The organism is Qipengyuania sp. 902 (assembly GCF_051195295.1).
Lineage (GTDB): Bacteria > Pseudomonadota > Alphaproteobacteria > Sphingomonadales > Sphingomonadaceae > Qipengyuania.
Window position 1 is genome coordinate 508,803 of sequence record NZ_JBNJLJ010000001.1, and the last position, 18,987, is coordinate 527,789.

Genomic DNA, 18,987 nt, shown 5'->3' on the forward strand with positions numbered 1-18,987 from the left:
GCCCGACGGAGCGCCGATGCGCGAATTGACTGCCGCTCCCTCGATGCCCTAACGTTTACATCTGTAAACATATGGGAGATCGAAAATGAGGATATTCACGATTTTGGCTGCGACCTGCAGCGCTCTCGTCGCGTTGGCATCCTGCGGCGGTGCGACAGCGGGTGACAACGGCGGTTGGAAGGACTCGACTTACGGTTACGGCGACACCCAGATCACCGGTTCGGGTGAGCTCGTGACCGAGAACCGCGCGATCGGCAGCTTCGACCGACTGGCGATCGACGGACCGGTCGATGTCGTCATCCGCCAGGGCGCGAGCCGGTCGCTGGTGATTACCGCCGAGGACAATCTCATCGATTTGGTCCGCGCGCGCAGCGGGGGCGGGACGTTGTCGCTCGACACCGCCGGCAGCTTCCGCACTCGGATCGGTATCCGCGCCGTACTGACCGTGCCCAGCCTCGATGCGGTCGCAATCAATGCCAGCGGCGACGTGCGGTTCGACGGGTGGAACGCCCGCGCGATCGACCTTTCGATCGGCGGGTCGGGCGATATCGAACTGGGCGGCGTAGTGGGCGATGTCCGCGCGCTGATCGGTGGCTCCGGCGATATCGACCTTGCCCCCGCGCGACTGTCCTACGTCGATGCCGACATCGAAGGCTCGGGCGAAATCCGCATGGGCTCCCTGCGCAAGCTGGACGCGACACTGAACGGCTCCGGCACGATCGAGGCGGGCGACGTGGGCGAACTCGATGCCGTGCTCAACGGCTCGGGCGAAATCCGCTACCGTTCGGCGGAGCGCATCCTGCGCAAGGAACGCAACGGCTCGGGCCGCATCGCGCGGCGCTGAGGCGGCAGCCCTCACGAAAAAGGGGAGCGGTCGCCCGCTCCCCTCCTAAGTTCAAAACTCGCTGAGCGCCGTCAGAAGATCTCGAACAGACCCGCTGCGCCCATGCCGCCGCCGACGCACATGGTGACGACGCCATACTTGGCACCGCGACGCTTGCCTTCGAGCAGCACGTGGCCGGTGCAGCGTGCGCCGGTCATGCCGTAGGGGTGACCGATCGAGATCGAACCGCCACTGACGTTCAGCTTGTCGTTATCGATGCCGAGTTTGTCGCGGCAGTAGAGCACCTGCACCGCGAAGGCTTCGTTCAGTTCCCAGATGCCGATGTCGTCGACGCTGAGGTCGAAGCGTTTGAGCAGCTTGGGGATTGCGAAGATCGGTCCGATGCCCATCTCGTCGGGCTCGGTCCCGGCGACTGCCATGCCGACATAGAGACCGAGCGGTTCGAGGCCGCGCTGTTCGGCGACCTTAGCTTCCATCAGCACGCTGGCCGAGGAGCCGTCCGACAGCTGCGAAGCGTTGCCGGCCGTGATCGTGGTGCCCTCACCCATCACCGGCTTCAGACCCTGCAGGCCTTCCAGCGTGGTCGAGGGGCGATTGCCCTCGTCCTTGGCGATGGTGATGTCGACGTCCGAAATCTCGCCGGTTTCCTTGTCCTGCACCTTGTGGGTGGTGCTGACGGGCACGATCTCGTCGTCGAAGCGGCCTTCTTCCTGCGCCTTGGCAGTACGCTGCTGGCTCTGGAGGGCGTATTCGTCCTGCGCGTCGCGCGAAATGCCATAGCGCTGGGCGACCGTTTCCGCGGTCTGCAACATCGGCATGTAGATGGCGCCGTGCATCGCAATCAGCTCCGGATCGGGCATCACGCGCATTTCCTTGGTCTGGACCAGCGAAATGCTTTCCTGGCCGCCGGCGGCAACCACGTCCATGCGATCCGTGATGATCTGCTTCGCCGCCGTGGCAATGCTCATCAGGCCCGAAGAGCACTGGCGGTCGATGGTCATGCCGCTGGTGCCGATCGGGCAACCGGCGCGCAGCGCGACCTGGCGGGCGAGGTTGCCGGCCTGCGTGCCCTGCTGAAGCGCGGCGCCCCACAGCACATCGTCGACTTCGCCGGCTTCGATACCGGCGCGCTCGATCGCGGGCTTCAGGGAGTAGGAGCCGAGCGTCGGGCCCTTGGTGTCGTTGAACCCGCCCTTGTAGGCGCGGCCGATGGCGGTGCGGGCGGTGGAGACGATGACTGCGTCACGCATGGGTATTTCCTTGAATTGCTATTGGGGTCCGATGCCTCTTGGGGAGGAGGGGGAAATCAGACAAAAAGCTGGGTGATCCATTCGGTGATCAGGGCGGGCTTGTCCTCGCCTTCGATCTCCATCGTGATCTCGCTGGTCTGCTGCCACTGGCCGGGGCGCTTCTCGATCATTTCGACCAGCTTCCAGTGGCCGCGGATGCGCTTGCCGCTGCGGACGGGGCTGATGAAGCGCGTCTTGTTGCCGCCGTAGTTTACGCCCATCTTCACGCCGTCGATCTTCGGCATGTCCGAATTCGCGCCGAGATAGGGGATCATCGACAGGGTCAGGAAGCCATGCGCAATGGTGCCGCCGAACGGCGTCATCTTGGCCTTTTCCTCGTCGATATGGATGAACTGGTGATCGCCGGTCGCATCGGCGAACTGGTTGATGCGCTCCTGGCTCATCTCGACCCATTCGCTGGTGCCGATATTCTCGCCGACTTTCTCTGCCAGTTCCTGCGGGCTCATAGACGCGTCTCCTCTTCGCGAAATCCTGGGGTTTGCGCGACTCCGCAGCCGCGCGTGCGGCGCGACTCATGGCGCATGGACAGGACCGGCGCAACCGCGCCGATGCTGCCCTTACGGCATCGCGGGATTGGCCGAGGCAGCCGCGCGGCGGGCGTCGCGCGCGGCCTTGCGGGCGAGCTCGACCTTCGCCGACTCGCGCTTCTTGCAATAGGTCCACAGGCCGATCTGCAGGCCGACCAGCATCAGGACGAAAGGCTGGAAGGCTATCCCCTGGAAGGTCGCGCCGACTAGGTAGACGATCTGCGCGAACTGCAATGCGCTGGCGAGCGGTGCCTGCCACTGCTCGCCCGCCGCCTTACGTTCGCGCCAGCGCTTGCGGATCTTTTCCATCTGCCACAGGCCGATGGCGTGCAAGGCCAGCCACAGGAAGAGGCCCGGCCAGCCCTGTTCGCCGAGCATCTCGAAGATCGAGCTGTGATAGGCCCGCCCGCCGTCGGTGATCTCCTTGTACTCCACCGAGGTCGTAGTGCCGTCGGTCTCGACCACCGGTAGGTTGTAAGTAAAGCTGTTGCCGCGATAGGCGTCGAAGCCGCCACCCAAAGGCCGCTCCGAAACATAGTCGAGCGTCCAGCCCCAGACCTGCATGCGGGTGGAAGCCGACTGGTCCTGCTGGACCGAGCCCAGAGTCGACATGCGCTCGTAATAGCTCGCCGGGAGGAACGGCAGCGCAGCAAGCCCGAGCACCGCCGCGCCGGAGAGGTAAAGCATGCGCTTCTTCACATCGCGCAGCATGAGAACACCGAGCACGGCGATGCAGACGAGGCCAGTGCGCGCTTCGGTCCCCACGGGGATCGTCAGGCAGGCGAAGATCAGCAGGGTGGCAAAGGTCTTTACGCGCCAGTCGGGCGGATATATTGTCGAATGCTTCGCCAGCCACAGGATGATGGGGATGATCGCGATCGCCACCGTCGCCAGGGTGGAGCTTTCGTACATGTTCGAATTGTCGTTCACGAACAGGTAGAGGTCGCCATAGCCCCCGCCGCCAAGCACGGTCTTCATGCCGGCGGAGATGATGATCGCGCCTGCCGTCAGCACCATGACCAGAGTCGCCACCTCGATCCGCAGCCGCGTGATCAGCGTCACCGGCAGGAAGATGCCGAACACCAGCGCCTTCCACACCCAGTCCCATTTCGCCTGCGCCGAATCCGGGAAATCGGCCCATTGCAGCGTCATGAAACACCACCCGAGCAGCGCCAGCAGGATGCCCTGGCGCACAGTGAACTGCGTGTTCGCCTTGGTATCGCCGATCATCCACCCGGCAAAAGCGAGGAGGAAGGCGATCAGCGAAATCGGCAGCGACTGGAGTAGCGACCAGCTCATCTTCTGCGGCGCGAGGATATCGATATAGAGATAGGCGAGCACCCAGATGAAGGGCCGCCTGATCCCCATGGCCAGCATGATCGCCACCGTCAGGAACAACGCGATATCAAGCATTGCCGCCCCGCTTACCGGCCAGCCGCGCCCGCCGCTTGTCGCGCGGCGATGGCGGCGGCGGCGGGACAGTCTCCGGCTCGTCCGCCAGCGGATCCTCGTGGTCGAGATCGGGCCGCACCAGCACGTGGAGCAGCGCCAGCATGATCAGCGCATGCGTCAATCCGAGGGCGATATAGTCGATCAAGCTGCGGTCCGTCCTTTGCGCGGCCACTACCAGCTTACGGTTGACGCGCTCTTAAGCCTGTTGTGTCACAAGCCTGTACAAATGACACGCGTCCTTCACATCCTCGACCATTCGCTGCCGCTGCATTCCGGCTACACCTTCCGCACCCGCGCGATCATGAAGGCGCAGAAAGCGGCGGGGCTGGAAGTGCGCGGCATAACCGGACCGCGACATACGGCAGCGGGCCCGGCGATGGAGGAGGCGGAGGGCCTGACCTTCCATCGCACCTTCGGACGTCCGCCCGGCCCTCCCGGCCTTCGCGAATGGCGCGAGATCGAGGCGCTGCGAGAAGCGATCGAGACGCTCGCTGCGGAGTGGCAGCCGGATGTCGTTCACGCCCACTCGCCGGCCCTTTGCGGCATGGCGGGGTTGCGTGCGGCAAGGCACCTTGGCCTCCCGTTCGTCTATGAAATACGAGCGTTCTGGGAGGACGCTGCGGTCGGCAATGGCACGGGCCGCGAAGGATCGCTCAAATACCGGCTGACGCGCTGGCTGGAGGATCGCGTGGTGCGCGAGGCCGACGCGGTCTTCACCATCGCCAAGGGCCTGCGCGACGATCTCGTCGTCCGAGGGCACGACGGCGCGAAAATCGGCCTGTCGCCCAATGGCGTGGACCTGACGCTGTTCGGCGAACCGGTCCCGCGCGAGGACGCACTCGCTGACGAGATCGGCATCGGCAGTGGACCGGTGATCGGCTTTGTCGGCAGCTTTTACGACTACGAAGGGCTCGACGACCTTATCGCCGCCCTCCCCATGCTGCGCGAGCACCATCCGCAAGCCCAGCTGCTGCTGGTCGGCGGCGGGCCGATGGAGGATGCTTTGCAGGCACAGGCAGCGGCGTCACCGGCGGCAGATGCGATAGTCTTCACTGGCCGAGTCCCGCATGGCGAGGTCGAACGCTATTATTCGCTGATCGATATCCTCGCCTATCCGCGCAAACGTTCGCGACTGACCGAACTGGTCACCCCGCTCAAGCCGCTCGAGGCGATGGCGCAAGGCCGGATCGTGGCGGCGAGCGATGTCGGCGGCCATCGCGAGCTTATCGCTCATGGTGAGACGGGCATGCTCTTCCCGCCCGACGACCCCAGCGCACTCGCCAATTCGCTCGCCGGGCTGGTAGAGGCGAAAACCGGCTGGCCTGCCATGCGCGAAGCAGCGCGCAGCCATGTGGCCCAGAACCACGACTGGGCGCGGAACGTGGATCGTTATCTCGGCGTTTACCAAAAACTGCTAAGCGCAAGAGCCAGGTAGGCGAGCCGGAATGCTCGCACGCACTTTTGCGAAGGAACGACGACGAAAGATGAGCGGCACCGAGACCAGAATGCCGATCAGCAGCCATCCCGCCTTTCCATGGGTGGTGGGGCTTTATTTCGCCGTACTGCTGGCCGGTGGCCTGTTCGTCATGCCCGACGCTGTCCACGCCAACCTGCGTAGCTGGCTGGGGATCGAAGCGCTGGTCGGCAATGCCCTTGCGGCCAAGCTGGTCCTGAGCGTTCTGGCCGGCATCCTCGGCCTGCTAGTCGGCGTCGCGATCGCCAAGCGCGTTTCGGGGGCAAAGGCGAAAAAGCTTTCCGACGAAAGCGCCGATGCCGAACTGGCCGAGCCGCCCGTTGATCCCGGGGACGGCGCCTATGGCGACAGCGAACCGAGCGAAGACGCTGTGTGGCTGGCTGACGATGATACAGGCGAAGAGCCAGAAGTGGTGCTGCCTGAGGAAACTTCTCGCCGGATGTTCAATCCCCGCGACTATTTGACCGAAGACGGTCTCGAAACCGAAGCCGATATCGAGCGCGACGCCATCGTCACCGCCGAACCGGTCGACGCCGAATTCGAAGAGGTGGAAGCCGCCACGGAGTGCGGCCAACTCGAACCCGACGATGAGGATCGAGATGCCGAACCCGACACTGCGGACGAGTGGTTCGACGTCGGGTCCGGGCACGGCTCGGAAGAGCTTGAAGAGCCGACAGTAACTACCGCCGATATGCTCGAGGCGGCCGAGCAGGAAACCCAGCCCGTCCCGCCGCGCAGCGAAGCGACGGGCGACCTGTCGCTGAGCGAATTGACCGAACGGCTCGAACGGGCCCTCGCCGCCCAGCGCAAGGCAGAGGACGGGGACGCATTACCGATTGCTCCCGATGCCGACCCTGTGATCGCCTTCCTGCGCCGCGAAGCCGACCGCACCGCCCCTGCGGCATCGGCCGAGAGCGAGGACGAAGAAGATACGCAAGCCAGTCTGAAAAGCGCGCTCGAGCGTCTGTCGCAGGTCGGCAAGCGGCCCTGAGCCGCACGCCGCGACCGCCGCAGGCACGAATTTTCAATCCGATTGAGCAGTTCCATGGCGCCAATCCGTGCGGAAATCTTCGCGTAGGTGAAATAATGCTACTCTCTTCGCAGTTGCAAAATGGCGAGCGCCCCGCCATGACGAGGCTTCGCGCAATTTTGCGGTGCCGACAGGGCACCTGGAAACCTGTCCCCGGTTCGCTTCATTGAGGAAGCGGACGGGCGGGCACGGAGGAGGACGCTTCGCTTATGGGCAGTCAGCCGCCCCTCGATCATGGTGGTCTTTACGATCCCCGCAACGAACACGATGCCTGCGGCGTCGGCATGGTCGCGCATATCAAGGGCGCGAAAAGCCACGGCATCGTCACCCAGGCGCTCGAAATCCTCGCCAATCTCGACCATCGCGGCGCGGTCGGTGCGGACCCCCTGCTCGGCGATGGTGCGGGCATCCTGCTGCAAATCCCCGATCCCTTGTTCCGCAAATGGGCGGAGGCGAGGGATTACGACCTCCCAGCGCCGGACGATTACGCCGTGGCGATGTGCTTCCTGCCGCAAGCCGACGAAGCGCGTGAATTCGTCGAGCGCCAGCTGGAGCGATTCGCCGAGAAGGAAGGCCAGCGCGTCATCGGCTGGCGCGACGTCCCTGTCACGCTGGACGGGCTCGGCAAGGCGGTGGTCGATTCCATGCCGGTCATCCGGCAGTGCGTGATCGCGCGCGGCATCAATTGCACCGACCAAGACGCGTTCGAGCGCAAGCTGGTTGTCATCCGCAAGCAGACGCTGAACCCGCTTGCAGCGCTGGAGCAGAAGCACGGCATCCCGACCCTTTCGACTGCCTATATCCCGAGCTTCTCCAGCCGGACCGTCGTCTACAAGGGCCTGCTGCTCGCCAACCAGGTCGGCAGTTTCTACGACGATCTGCGCGATTCCGATTGCGTGTCCGCACTGGGCCTCGTCCACCAGCGCTTCAGCACCAACACCTTCCCCAGCTGGCGGCTGGCGCACCCCTATCGCTTCATGGCGCATAATGGCGAGATCAACACGGTTCGCGGCAATGTGAACTGGATGGAAGCGCGCCGCCGCACGATGGAAAGCGACCTGCTGGGCGCGGACCTCGACAAGATGTGGCCGCTGATCCCGCATGGCCAGTCGGACACGGCCTGCCTCGACAATGCGCTCGAACTGCTGGTCACCGGCGGCTACAGCCTCGCGCATTCGATGATGATGCTGATGCCGGAAGCCTGGGCGAAGAATACGCTGATGGATCCGGCGCGCCGCGCTTTCTACGAATATCACGCCGCGCTGATGGAGCCATGGGACGGCCCGGCGGCGGTGTGCTTCACCGACGGTCGCCAGATCGGTGCCTGCCTCGACCGCAACGGCCTGCGCCCGGCGCGCTGGTGCACGACGAAGGATGACCTCGTCGTCCTCGCCTCGGAAAGCGGCGTGCTTCCGTTCAAGGACGAGGACATTACCCGAAAGTGGCGCCTCCAGCCCGGCAAGATGCTGCTGATCGACCTCGAGGAAGGCCGCATCGTCGAGGACGAGGAGGTCAAAGCCCACCTCGCCGCGGCGGAGCCCTACGAGGCGTGGCTGAAGAAGGCGCAGTACAAGCTCGCCGATCTCGACCATATCGATGCCGAGCTGTCAGACTTTCCCGCGGCAGAAGGCTCCCTTTCGGCCAGCGACCTGCTGACGCGCCAGCAGGCGTTCGGCTATACGCAGGAAGACATCTCCCGCTTCCTCGAACCGATGGCGCGTGGCAGCGAGGACCCGATCGGGTCGATGGGTACCGATACGCCGATTGCCGTGCTGTCCGACCGCAGCCGCCCGCTTTACGATTACTTCAAGCAGAACTTCGCTCAGGTGACCAACCCGCCGATCGACCCGATCCGCGAAGAGCTGGTGATGAGCCTGCTTTCAATGATCGGTCCGCGCCCCAACCTGCTGGGCCGCGACGGCGGCACGCACAAACGCCTCGAAGTCAGCCAGCCGATCCTGACGAACGAGGATCTCGCCAAGATCCGCTCGGTCGAAGTCGCGCTCGACGGTGCTTTCCGCACCGCCACGATCGACATCACCTGGGATGCGAGCACCGGGGCCGACGGCCTCGCCATGGCGCTGAAGGAAATGTGCTGGGCCGCGACCGAGGCGGTGCTCGGCGATGCCAATATCCTGATCCTGTCCGACCGGGGGCAGGGGCCGGACCGGATCGCCATGCCCGCCCTGCTGGCCACGGCAGCGGTGCACCACCAGCTCGTGCGCCAGGGCCTGCGGATGCAGACCGGCCTCGTCATCGAGACCGGCGAGGCCCGCGAAGTGCACCATTTCTGTGCGCTGGCAGGCTATGGCGCGGAAGGCATCAACCCCTACGTCGCCTTCGAGACGCTGGAGCATTTGCGCGCGGATCGCTTCCCCGACCTCGAACCGGGTGATGTCGCGAAGAACTATGTGAAAGCCATCGGCAAGGGCATTCTCAAGGTCATGTCCAAGATGGGCATCTCGACCTACCAGTCCTATTGCGGCGCGCAGATTTTCGACGCGGTCGGACTCAATTCCGACTTCATCGACACCTATTTCACCGGCACTGCGACCACGATCGAGGGCATCGGCCTGAAGGAAGTGGCGGAAGAAGCCGTGATGCGCCATGCGCAGGCCTATGGCGACAGCCCGCTCTACAAGGGCATGCTCGATGTCGGCGGCATCTACCAGTATCGCATCCGCGGCGAGGCGCATGCCTGGACGCCGCAATCGGTCGCGCAGCTGCAACACGCCGTGCGCGGCAAGGATGCGAAGAATTACGAGGAATTCGCCCGCTCGGTAAACGAGCAGAGCGAACGCCTGCTGACCATCCGCGGGCTGATGGAGCTGACCCCGGCGGAGCAGCCGCTCGACATCGACGAGGTCGAACCGGCGGTCGAGATCGTGAAGCGTTTCAGCACGGGCGCGATGAGCTTCGGCTCGATCAGCCACGAGGCACATTCGACGCTAGCCATTGCCATGAACCGTCTGGGTGGGCGGTCCAATACCGGCGAAGGCGGCGAGGAGCCGGAGCGCTTCGTCCCTCTCGACAATGGCGATTCGATGCGCAGCCGGATCAAGCAGGTGGCGAGTGGCCGCTTCGGCGTGACCACGGAATATCTCGTCAATTCGGACGATATCCAGATAAAGATGGCGCAGGGGGCCAAGCCCGGCGAAGGTGGCCAGCTGCCCGGTCACAAGGTCGACAAGCGCATCGGCAAGGTGCGGCACTCGACCCCGGGCGTGGGCCTGATTTCGCCCCCGCCGCATCACGACATCTACTCGATCGAGGATCTGGCGCAGCTGATCCACGACCTCAAGAACGTGCAACCGAAGAGCCGTATTTCGGTAAAGCTGGTTTCCGAGGTCGGCGTCGGCACGGTCGCGGCGGGCGTTTCGAAGTCCAAAGCGGACCATATCACCATCTCGGGCTATGAAGGCGGTACAGGCGCGAGCCCGCTGACCAGCCTGACGCATGCCGGGTCCCCCTGGGAAATCGGCCTTGCCGAAACGCAGCAGACACTGCTGCTCAACGATCTGCGCAGCCGCATCGCGGTGCAGGTCGACGGCGGGCTACGCACTGGTCGCGACGTTGCCATCGGCGCGCTGCTGGGCGCGGACGAGTTCGGCTTCGCCACTGCCCCGCTGATCGCGGCGGGCTGCATCATGATGCGCAAGTGCCACCTCAACACCTGCCCGGTCGGCGTCGCGACGCAGGACCCGGTGCTGCGCAAGCGCTTCGTCGGTACGCCCGAGCACGTCATCACTTACTTCTTCTTCGTCGCGGAAGAGCTGCGCCAGATCATGGCGACCATGGGCTTCCGCACGGTCGAGGAAATGATCGGCCGCGTCGAGCGGATCGACATGCGCCGGGTGGAGCGGCACTGGAAGGCGCATGGAGTAGACCTGAAGCGCATTCTCCATGCCGTGCCGCTGGAGGATGGGCGCAAGCCCTATCACACCGAAACTCAGGACCATGGCCTCGCGGCAGCCATGGATGTCGAGCTGATCGAAGCCTGCAAGCCCGCCATTGAAAGCGGTCAGGCGGTCCAGCTGACGCGCACCATCCGCAATGTGAACCGCACCGTCGGCGCGATGCTGTCGGGCCGGATCGCCGAGGCGCATGGGCATGCCGGCTTGGCACCCGAGACGATCCAAATCGATTTCACCGGTGTTGCGGGCCAAAGCTTCGGCGCATGGCTGGCTCACGGCGTCACGCTGAGCTTGACGGGCGATGCCAACGATTACGTCGGCAAGGGTCTGTCGGGCGGCCGCATCGTGGTGCGCCAGCCGGACGAAGCTCCGCGCAAGCCCGGCAACAACATCATCGTCGGCAATACCGTCCTTTACGGCGCCATCGCGGGCGAGGCCTATTTTGAAGGCGTCGCAGGCGAGCGATTCGGCGTGCGCAATTCGGGGGCGGTCGCAGTTGTCGAAGGCACCGGCGATCACGGCTGCGAATACATGACCGGCGGGGTGGTCTGCGTGCTCGGCAGCACGGGCCGCAACTTCGCCGCGGGCATGAGCGGCGGGATCGCCTATGTCTACGATCCCGAAGGCAATTTCGAAAAGCTCCTGAACCATGCCCAGGTCGATCTGCTCGATGTGACGCCCGGCGATGGCGAAGGCGCGGAGAAAAGCTGGGGCGAACCGCAGCAGCGCGGCCGGTCGGTCGACGATGCAGGCATGGGCGACCCGCTCTATCACGATGCCGCGCGGCTCAAGATCCTCGTCGAGCGGCACCAGCTGCACACCGGTTCGGCCAAGGCGAAGGCGCTGCTCGACAACTGGGCTAGCGAGCTCAAGCATTTCCGCAAGGTCATGCCACGCGACTACGCCAAGGCGCTCAAGGCCCTCGAAGACGAACGCGAAAATGCAGCGATGGAGGCTGCGGAATAATGGGCAAGGAAACCGGCTTTCTCGAATACGAGCGCGAGGATCGCACTTATCGCGATCCAGAAGAACGCCTGAACCATTACAAGGAATTCGTCGTTCCGCTGTCGGAAGACCAGCTCCGCAAGCAGGCGGCGCGCTGCATGAATTGCGGCATTCCCTACTGCCACAACGGCTGTCCGGTGAATAACATCATCCCGGACTGGAACCACCTCGTCTATGAAGACGACTGGAGGAACGCGCTCGAGGTCCTGCACTCGACCAACAACTTCCCAGAGTTCACCGGCCGCGTCTGCCCTGCTCCGTGCGAGGCGGCTTGCACGCTGAACCTCATCGACAGCCCGGTAACCATTAAGTCGATCGAATGCGCGATCATCGATCGCGGCTTTCTGGAAGGGTGGGTCAAGCCGCAATTGCCGGAAAAGCGCAGCGGCAAATCGGTCGCCGTGATCGGCAGCGGCCCCGCCGGGCTCGCCTGCGCACAACAGCTGGCGCGCGCCGGCCACGCCGTCACCGTATTCGAAAAGAGCGACCGCATCGGCGGGCTGCTTCGCTACGGCATTCCCGACTTCAAGATGGAGAAGCACCTCATCAACCGCCGCGCGGTGCAGATGGAAGCCGAGGGCGTCCAGTTCCGCACCAGCAGCGAGGTGGGAGTCGAAGTCAGCTTCCAGGCGTTGCAGGAGAATTTCGACGCGGTCGTCCTCGCCGGCGGCGCGGAAGAAGCGCGCATGCTCGACATTCCGGGTTCCGAGCTAAACGGCGTTCGCCTCGCGATGGAATTCCTGACCCAGCAGAACAAGCGCAATGCCGGCGACGACGAAGTGCGCGCCGCGCCGCGTGGCTCGCTCACGGCAACCGGCAAGCACGTGATCGTGATCGGCGGCGGCGACACCGGCAGCGACTGCGTCGGCACCAGCAACCGCCAAGGCGCGGCCAGCGTCACGCAGCTGGAAATCATGCCCAAGCCGCCCGAGCACGAGGACAAGGCGCTGACCTGGCCCGACTGGCCGGTAAAGCTCCGTACCTCGTCGAGCCACGAAGAGGGCGTCGACCGCGACTGGGCCGTGCTGACCAAGCGCGTCGTCGAAGAGAACGGCGATGTCGCCGGGCTCGAATGCGTCCGTGTCGAGTGGAAAGACGGCAAGATGCAGGAAATCGAAGGCAGCGAGTTCACGCTCAAAGCCGACCTCATCCTGCTGGCGATGGGCTTTACCGGGCCCAAGCGGCGCGGCCTTCTCGACCGGGCAGGCGTCGATCTCGACGGGCGCGGCAATGTGGCGGCGGACACCGAGTGGTACCTCACCAGCGAGCCGAACGTGTTCGCCTGCGGCGACATGCGGCGCGGGCAGAGCCTGGTCGTGTGGGCGATCCGCGAGGGCCGGCAGGCGGCTCATGCGGTCGACAAGGCGCTGATGGGCGAGACCCAGCTGCCGCGCTAGGCGCGTAGCCGACATCCTGATTACCGGCTGTTCGGGCGGCGGCAAGTCGACGCTGCTCGATGAACTGGAGCGTTGCGGCCACACCGTCGTGCATGAACCTGGGCGGCGCCTGATCGCGGCGGGCATCACACCATGGAGCGATCTGCGCGGCTTTCTTGACGCCGCTGCGGACATGGCCCGCGCCGATCTCGGCTGGCACGCAGAGGCCACACGGCCGGTGTTCTACGATCGCGGACTGATCGACGCGCTTGCCGGACTGGAGCGGGACAGAGGGCCGATGGTTGCAGAGGCGCTCGCTTCGGATCGGCCTTATTGCAGCAGGGTGTTTCTCGCACCGCCCTGGCCCGAAATCTACGCGCAGGATTCGACGCGGCGGCACGATTTCGAAGCTGCGGTCGCCGAATATGACCACCTGGCATCGCTGCTTCCGGCACTCGGATACGAGCCCGTCGAGCTACCACTCGTCGGCGTCGCAGGGCGCGCCGATTTCGTGCTGGCAAATCTAACCGCGTAGCTGGGGTGCACGCTCGGCCAGCGCGGCGAGAAATGCGGCGCTCTCATCGATCCGCAGGGCGATCCGGCGGACTCGCTGCTCCGCTCCAAGTAGCGGGCGCACCGTCAGTTCGCGATCCAGCTCAAGCATCGCATTGGGCCAGGACAGCACCGCGTGGTTGAGCGTGTCTGCCGCCTTGACCTGCTCAGCACCGAAGCTGGGCATGACGCCCGCGATCGCATCGTAGGGCACCAGCAGGTCCACCGTCCCGCCGCTGCGGACGCGCAGGCCCTGCTCGGCCAGCAGCACCGGATGGATGCGGAAACCTTGCGCCAGGCCGACGATCCACAAGCCGCCCGCAATGCCGAGGCCGAACCAGATCATCAGCAGGAAATGCATCACCGCCAGCTCGATCGCCTGCAGCGCGATGAACACATAGATCATCGGCAGCAGGAAGCGGTGATAGGAGAAGCCTTGCGTGCCCGCGGGAATGTCCTGCCCGCGTCGCCAGCCCCAAAGCGCGAGGCGCATGATGCGCGACTCGGCGCTCATGAAGCGGACGAGCTTGGGCGGCAGGACGAGCGCGGCGGCCTCCTCGACAGAGGCACCGCCAGCCAACGCACGGACGATCAGCGCGCCGCACCACGCCACGAACAGCGCCAGTGTCAGAGCGGCAGCAGCGAGTAGCGGAGGCATGGCGTAGATCGCTTCGCCCACCGGCGCGGCGGCGCCGACCAGCACGATAACGCTTGCCGCTGCGCCTGCGCCCAACATCGCGCGCAGGCCGGGTTTGCGGTTTTCGGCCTTCGCGATGGTTGCGAGCAGCAGGCTGTCGGCGACGATCCACGCGAACAGCAGCGCGGCGAGTACGGCATTGGCCGCTGCCCAGTCCGTAAAAGTCATCGCGCGCGCCAGCGCTATGGCAAGCAGGGGGAGGACAATCGGCGCGAGGCGGATCAGGCGGGCGGGGAGCTGCCGTTCCATGTCCACCTCCTACACCTTTCCCCAAGTCAGGCGAAACGCTTAGCCGGCACCGCCTGTTGCGCCAGGCGCATCAGCCTTGCGTGCGGCCCCGCGCCTGCACCGCCGCCCGGCGCGCCTCGACTTCCTCCGGGCTAACCGCGCTGTTCTTTGCGGAAGACAGCTTGTGCTCGATCGCCAGCCCCTCGCCGAAGCTCGCCGCATAGCCTTTGTCGATCAACGCCTTGTATTGTGCGAGGAAAGCCGGATCGATGCTCGCCATGTCGGCGGCGATGCGGCGTGCCTCCGCCAGCAGCTCTTCGGGCGCGACCACGCGATTGACGAGCCCCCAGCGCTCGGCTGTTTCCGCGTCGAGGAAATTGCCGGTGAAGCTTAATTCCTTCGCGCGGCTGATGCCGATCATGCGGCTGAGCTTTTGCGACAGGCCCCAGCCCGGCACGATCCCGACTCGCGCATGTGTATCGGCAAACCGCGCATTGGTGCTGGCGATCAGCACGTCGCAGGCCAGCGCAACCTCGAAGCCGCCGGTAATTGCCACGCCATTGATCGCGCCGATCACCGGCTTGCGGCAGACTTCGATTGCCTTGACCGGGTTTTCGTCCGCGCCCTCGGCATTGGCAGCGCCCAGCGCGCCTTCCTCACTGCCGAGTTCCTTGAGGTCGAGGCCGGCCGTAAAGGCGCGCTCTCCCGCTCCGGTCAGGATCACTGCGCGCACTTCGTCATCGGCGTCGAGCGCGGTCATCACCTCGTAGAGCCGGCGGCGCAGCGCCTTCGACAGCGCATTCATCGCTTCGGGGCGGTTGAGAGTAACGGTCGCGATGCCGTCGGCCATTTCGGTGAGGATGAGATCGGTCATGCGGCCCAGCCTAGCGGATAGGTTGCAGCTTGCAATCGGCCCGTCACTCGCGTTGAGTGCGCGCGAGAGACACGAGAGGAGACGCGCAGATGGCATTCCAACCCTTTGACCTCACCGGCAAGATGGCCGTGGTGACCGGCGGCAACGGCGGCATCGGGCTGGGCATGGCCGAAGGGCTCGCCGCCGCCGGGGCCGATGTCGCCATCTGGGGGCGCAACGCGTCCAAGAACGCCTCCGCTCTTGAGCGGCTAAAGGCGCATGGCACACGCGTCGAGGCGCTGGAGGTCGACGTGTCCGACGAGCAGGCCGTTGTCGATGCCATGGCGGAAAGCCTGTCGCGCCTCGGCCGGATCGACACCTGCATCGCCAATGCGGGCGTCGGCGGCGGCGCCCCGCTCACCGAGCAGACCACCGAACAGTGGCGCAAGGTCACTACGGTCAATCTCGACGCCGTTTTCTGGACCTTCCGCGAAGCATCGAAACACATGGTCGAGCGCTCGGAGAACGGCGAGAAGGGTGGTTCGCTGCTGGTCACCTCCAGCGTGTCGGCCATTCACGGCGCGCCGCAGAACCAAGCCTATGCCGCGACGAAGGCCGGGGTGCTGGCGATGGTGCGCGGCACGGCGGTGGAGCTCGCCCGTCACGGCATTCGCGCCAATGCGGTACTGCCCGGCTGGATCGCTACCGAAATGACCGAGCGCCTGCAAAACTGGGACGCATTCAACGAAAAGGCCATCGGCCGCGTCCCCATGCGCCGCTGGGGCGAAGGCGAGGATTTCGCCGGCATCGCCGTCTATTTCGCCTCGGATGCCAGCAAGTTCCACACCGGCGATTCGGTGGTAATCGACGGGGGTTATTCGATTTTCTGAACGGCCTGCCGAAAACTACAGCCGCCAGTCGATAGCGCCGCGATCTCGGCTTTCGAGAAACGCATTCGTCCGGCTGAACGGTTTCGACCCGAAGAAGCCGCGACGGGCAGATAGCGGGCTGGGGTGCGGGCTTTCGATGACGAGATGCCTCCCATCGCGCAATCCGGGAATGCGCTTGGCCTTGGCCTGCGCATGGCTGCCCCAGAGGATGAAAACGCTCGGCTCCGGGCGCGCCGCGACTGCTGCAACGCAGGCATCGGTGATGGCGTCCCACCCGCGCCCGGCATGGCTGCCCGCCCGCCCCGCCTCGACCGTCAGCGCGTTGTTGAGCAGCAGCACCCCCTGCCGCGCCCAGACCGACAGATCGCCATGCGTGGGCCGCACAATGCCGAGATCGCTTCCCAGCTCCTTGTAGATGTTCACGAGGCTCGGTGGGATTTTCACGCCTTCGGGCACGGCGAAGCACAGACCCATCGCCTGCCCCGGACCGTGGTAGGGGTCCTGCCCGAGAATGACGACCTTGACCGCATTGAGCGGAGTAAGTTCCAACGCCCTGAGACGACAACCGCGTGGGGGGTAGATCGTCTTGCCGGCGTCCTCTTCGGCGCGCAGCCACCCGCCGAGCCGCCGCGCTTCCTCGCTATCGAGGACCGGGTCGAGCGCCGGTTTCCAGCTATCGGGTATGGTTTCTGCCAAGGCCATCGTCCTGCGGGATCGAGCGAAGCGGCGAGACGTGGACGTTTCCGCCCCGTCACTTCGCTCGCGACCGAAAGGGATAGAGACAGGCACACCGATGAACCAGCACCCCTTCCCAGCAATCCCCAATCGGCCTAAGGCTCCGGCCCATGGCAGTGCATTTCCACGAAGAAGACCTCCCCGCAGGCGTGCTCGCCGATGGCCCCGTAGCTGTCGATACCGAAACGATGGGGCTGATTACCAAGCGCGACCGGTTGTGCCTGGTGCAGATCAGCGATGGCCAGGGCGACGAGCATCTCGTCCGCTTCGGGCCGGAGAGCAATTACGATGCGCCCAATCTCAAGGCTGTGCTGGGCGACCAGAACCGACTCAAGCTCTACCATTTCGCGCGCTTCGACCTCGCGGCGATCGAGCATTACCTCAGCGTGATGGCTGCGCCCTGCTATTGCACGAAGATCGCCAGCAAGCTGGTGCGCACCTATACCGACCGGCACGGGCTCAAGAACCTGGTCGACGAACTGCTCGGCGAGAGCATGTCCAAGGTCCAGCAAAGCTCCGACTGGGGCGGTCCGGACATCAACGAGGCGCAGCGCGAATATGCGGCGAGCGACGTCCGCTTCCTCCATCGCATGCGCGAGGAATTGAATCGGCGGCTCGAACGCGAAGGCCGAATGGACATGGCGCAGGCCTGTTTCGATTTCCTGCCCACTCGCGCCCGTCTCGATATCGCCGGCTGGGCGGATCACGACATCTTCAGCCACGCGTAAGGCGCGAAAGGGCAGGCCCTCGCCATGGTGTTCCGGCAGCGCAGGATCGAAACGGACGATGCGAAGGCGCTGCGGGGCCGGCGGCAGGACTGGGCCGAGCCCGGTGGGTCGCACGACAAGCTCGTGGGTTTCCTGGCCAAGGCACTTCCGATGGCAGTGGGCGTGCTCGCGGCCTTCATGGTCATCACGCCGCTCAGCCCGCGTGGCGAGATCAGTTTCCTGCTCGACCGGGACAAGGTCGCAGTGATCGATGAGCGCTTGCGGGTCGATAATGCGCTCTATCGCGGCGAGGACAATGACGGACGTCCGTTCTCGCTGACCGCCGGCGAGGCGGTGCAGCGGTCGAGCGCGGAGGGCATCGTGCGGATGAACGATCTGGTCGCCCGATTGCTGCTGAACGACGGGCCTGCGCGCGTCTCTGCCAATGGCGGGCAATATGAACTCGACGATCAGATCGTGTCGGTGAACGGCCCGCTGCTGATGGTGGCTGCCGATGGCTATCGCATGGTGGCGCGCGGCGTGTCGGTGAACCTTGCGGAGAAGACCGTGACCGGCGAAGGCGGTGTCGAGGGAGCCATTCCCGCAGGGACCTTCAGCGGGAATCGCCTCGATGCGGATCTCGAAGCCCGCACTATTTCCCTGTCCGGCAATGCGCGCTTGCGCATGGTGCCCGGAAAGCTGAGAATGCCGAATTGAGGATGCCCGAAATGACCAAGCTCGTTCCCACCATGACCCGCTGGGGCATCGCCGGTTTTTTGGCCACACTTGCTGCCGTCGGCGGGATGCAATTGCAGGCGCAGGCGATCGCGGGGCACAATTCCAACGCGCCCGTTTCCTACGCCGCCGACCGGATCGAGTTGCAGGACCGGCAGAACCGCGTGGTGCTGTCGGGTAGCGTCCGCATCACGCAGGCCGGACTGGCGCTCAACGCCGGTCGCACCATCGTCAATTATTCGGACGCGGGCAGCCTCCAGATCCAGCGGATCATGGCCACCGGCGGCGTCGATGTGCAGCGCGGCAACGAGCGGGCACGCGGCGACACTGCGGTCTACGACTTCAACCGGCGGATCATCACCATGGCCGGCAACGTCCGCCTCAATCGCGGCGGCGACACGCTGAACGGCGGGCGACTGGTTATCGACCTTGCGAGCGGCGTCTCCAGCGTGGACGGCAGCGCGAGCCGCTCGTCTTCGGTCACCGGACAAAGCTCGACCACTTCGGGTGGCCGCGTGACCGGGACCTTCTCCGTCCCCGAGAACTGAGGCGCAGCCCATGGAGGGGCTGACGATCGATTTGCGGCTGACCGAGCTGGTCGGCCGACGACCGCTCGACGATGAGCACTGGCGCGGGCTATCGGCGAACGACTGAAAAG

The 18,987-nt window shown here is 65.1% G+C and carries 17 protein-coding genes; 10 read left to right on the top strand and 7 right to left on the bottom strand.

Going from position 1 to position 18,987, the window contains the following annotated elements:
• The first annotated feature begins 85 nt into the window (after nt 1-85).
• Nucleotides 86-844, top strand: a complete 759-nt coding sequence (locus ACSH0F_RS02500; RefSeq protein WP_435199572.1) for a head GIN domain-containing protein — start codon at nt 86-88, stop codon at nt 842-844.
• A 71-nt stretch (nt 845-915) separates the two neighbouring features.
• Here ACSH0F_RS02500 and ACSH0F_RS02505 read toward each other — a convergent pair whose 3' ends face one another.
• The 4 genes from ACSH0F_RS02505 to ACSH0F_RS02520 form a co-directional block, all read right to left on the bottom strand.
• Nucleotides 916-2,094 (bottom strand): acetyl-CoA C-acyltransferase, encoded by a 1,179-nt coding sequence (locus ACSH0F_RS02505; RefSeq protein ID WP_435199574.1) that lies wholly within the window; start codon nt 2,092-2,094, stop codon nt 916-918.
• A 56-nt stretch (nt 2,095-2,150) separates the two neighbouring features.
• Nucleotides 2,151-2,600, bottom strand: coding sequence for a MaoC family dehydratase (locus ACSH0F_RS02510; RefSeq protein WP_278329160.1), 450 nt, complete (start codon nt 2,598-2,600; stop codon nt 2,151-2,153).
• 111 nt (nt 2,601-2,711) lie between these two features.
• Complete coding sequence (locus tag ACSH0F_RS02515) at nt 2,712-4,094, bottom strand: DUF5935 domain-containing protein (protein ID WP_435199576.1); 1,383 nt, start codon at nt 4,092-4,094, stop codon at nt 2,712-2,714.
• Nucleotides 4,087-4,278, bottom strand: coding sequence for a hypothetical protein (locus tag ACSH0F_RS02520; protein ID WP_435199578.1), 192 nt, complete (start codon nt 4,276-4,278; stop codon nt 4,087-4,089). The genes ACSH0F_RS02515 and ACSH0F_RS02520 overlap by 8 nt, the downstream gene beginning before the upstream one ends.
• A gap of 81 nt (nt 4,279-4,359) precedes the next feature.
• On the opposite strand from ACSH0F_RS02520, the gene ACSH0F_RS02525 reads away from it, so the two are divergent.
• From ACSH0F_RS02525 to ACSH0F_RS02545, 5 genes are all read left to right on the top strand, one after another.
• Entirely contained in the window at nt 4,360-5,568 is a 1,209-nt protein-coding gene (locus tag ACSH0F_RS02525) for a TIGR04063 family PEP-CTERM/XrtA system glycosyltransferase (RefSeq protein WP_435199580.1), read from the top strand.
• 49 nt (nt 5,569-5,617) lie between these two features.
• Nucleotides 5,618-6,598: a hypothetical protein gene (locus tag ACSH0F_RS02530; protein ID WP_435199582.1), complete on the top strand. Its 981-nt coding sequence runs from the start codon at nt 5,618-5,620 to the stop codon at nt 6,596-6,598.
• Between the two features lie 248 nt (nt 6,599-6,846).
• Complete coding sequence (gltB, locus tag ACSH0F_RS02535) at nt 6,847-11,517, top strand: glutamate synthase large subunit (RefSeq protein WP_435199584.1); 4,671 nt, start codon at nt 6,847-6,849, stop codon at nt 11,515-11,517.
• On the top strand, nt 11,517-12,953 hold the full coding sequence (locus ACSH0F_RS02540) for a glutamate synthase subunit beta (protein WP_435199586.1): 1,437 nt from the start codon (nt 11,517-11,519) through the stop codon (nt 12,951-12,953). Before gltB ends, ACSH0F_RS02540 begins: the two co-directional genes overlap by 1 nt.
• A gap of 19 nt (nt 12,954-12,972) precedes the next feature.
• Complete coding sequence (locus tag ACSH0F_RS02545; RefSeq protein WP_435200537.1) at nt 12,973-13,467, top strand: AAA family ATPase; 495 nt, start codon at nt 12,973-12,975, stop codon at nt 13,465-13,467.
• On the opposite strand, the gene ACSH0F_RS02550 is transcribed toward ACSH0F_RS02545, so the two are convergent.
• Together ACSH0F_RS02550 and ACSH0F_RS02555 are read right to left on the bottom strand one after the other, a co-directional pair.
• Nucleotides 13,456-14,430 carry a hypothetical protein gene (locus ACSH0F_RS02550; RefSeq protein ID WP_435199588.1) on the bottom strand — a complete coding sequence of 325 codons (975 nt, stop codon included), beginning with the start codon at nt 14,428-14,430 and terminating at the stop codon, nt 13,456-13,458. The two genes, ACSH0F_RS02545 and ACSH0F_RS02550, sit on opposite strands and share 12 nt — an antisense overlap.
• A gap of 70 nt (nt 14,431-14,500) precedes the next feature.
• Nucleotides 14,501-15,283 (bottom strand): enoyl-CoA hydratase, encoded by a 783-nt coding sequence (locus tag ACSH0F_RS02555; RefSeq protein ID WP_435199590.1) that lies wholly within the window; start codon nt 15,281-15,283, stop codon nt 14,501-14,503.
• An 89-nt stretch (nt 15,284-15,372) separates the two neighbouring features.
• Between ACSH0F_RS02555 and ACSH0F_RS02560 the strand changes: the two genes are divergently transcribed.
• Nucleotides 15,373-16,152 carry an SDR family NAD(P)-dependent oxidoreductase gene (locus ACSH0F_RS02560; RefSeq protein WP_435199592.1) on the top strand — a complete coding sequence of 260 codons (780 nt, stop codon included), beginning with the start codon at nt 15,373-15,375 and terminating at the stop codon, nt 16,150-16,152.
• A gap of 15 nt (nt 16,153-16,167) precedes the next feature.
• On the opposite strand, the gene ung is transcribed toward ACSH0F_RS02560, so the two are convergent.
• Nucleotides 16,168-16,848 (bottom strand): uracil-DNA glycosylase, encoded by a 681-nt coding sequence (gene ung, locus ACSH0F_RS02565; RefSeq protein ID WP_435199594.1) that lies wholly within the window; start codon nt 16,846-16,848, stop codon nt 16,168-16,170.
• A gap of 149 nt (nt 16,849-16,997) precedes the next feature.
• Between ung and ACSH0F_RS02570 the strand changes: the two genes are divergently transcribed.
• The 3 genes from ACSH0F_RS02570 to ACSH0F_RS02580 are packed head-to-tail and all read left to right on the top strand — an operon-like array spanning nt 16,998 to nt 18,877.
• Nucleotides 16,998-17,615: a ribonuclease D gene (locus tag ACSH0F_RS02570; RefSeq protein WP_435199596.1), complete on the top strand. Its 618-nt coding sequence runs from the start codon at nt 16,998-17,000 to the stop codon at nt 17,613-17,615.
• Nucleotides 17,616-17,639: 24 nt separating this feature from the next.
• On the top strand, nt 17,640-18,311 hold the full coding sequence (lptC, locus tag ACSH0F_RS02575; RefSeq protein ID WP_435199598.1) for an LPS export ABC transporter periplasmic protein LptC: 672 nt from the start codon (nt 17,640-17,642) through the stop codon (nt 18,309-18,311).
• 2 nt (nt 18,312-18,313) lie between these two features.
• A complete protein-coding gene (locus ACSH0F_RS02580; protein WP_435200539.1) occupies nt 18,314-18,877 on the top strand; it encodes an LptA/OstA family protein in 564 nt (187 codons plus the stop codon).
• Nucleotides 18,878-18,987: the final 110 nt, after the last annotated feature.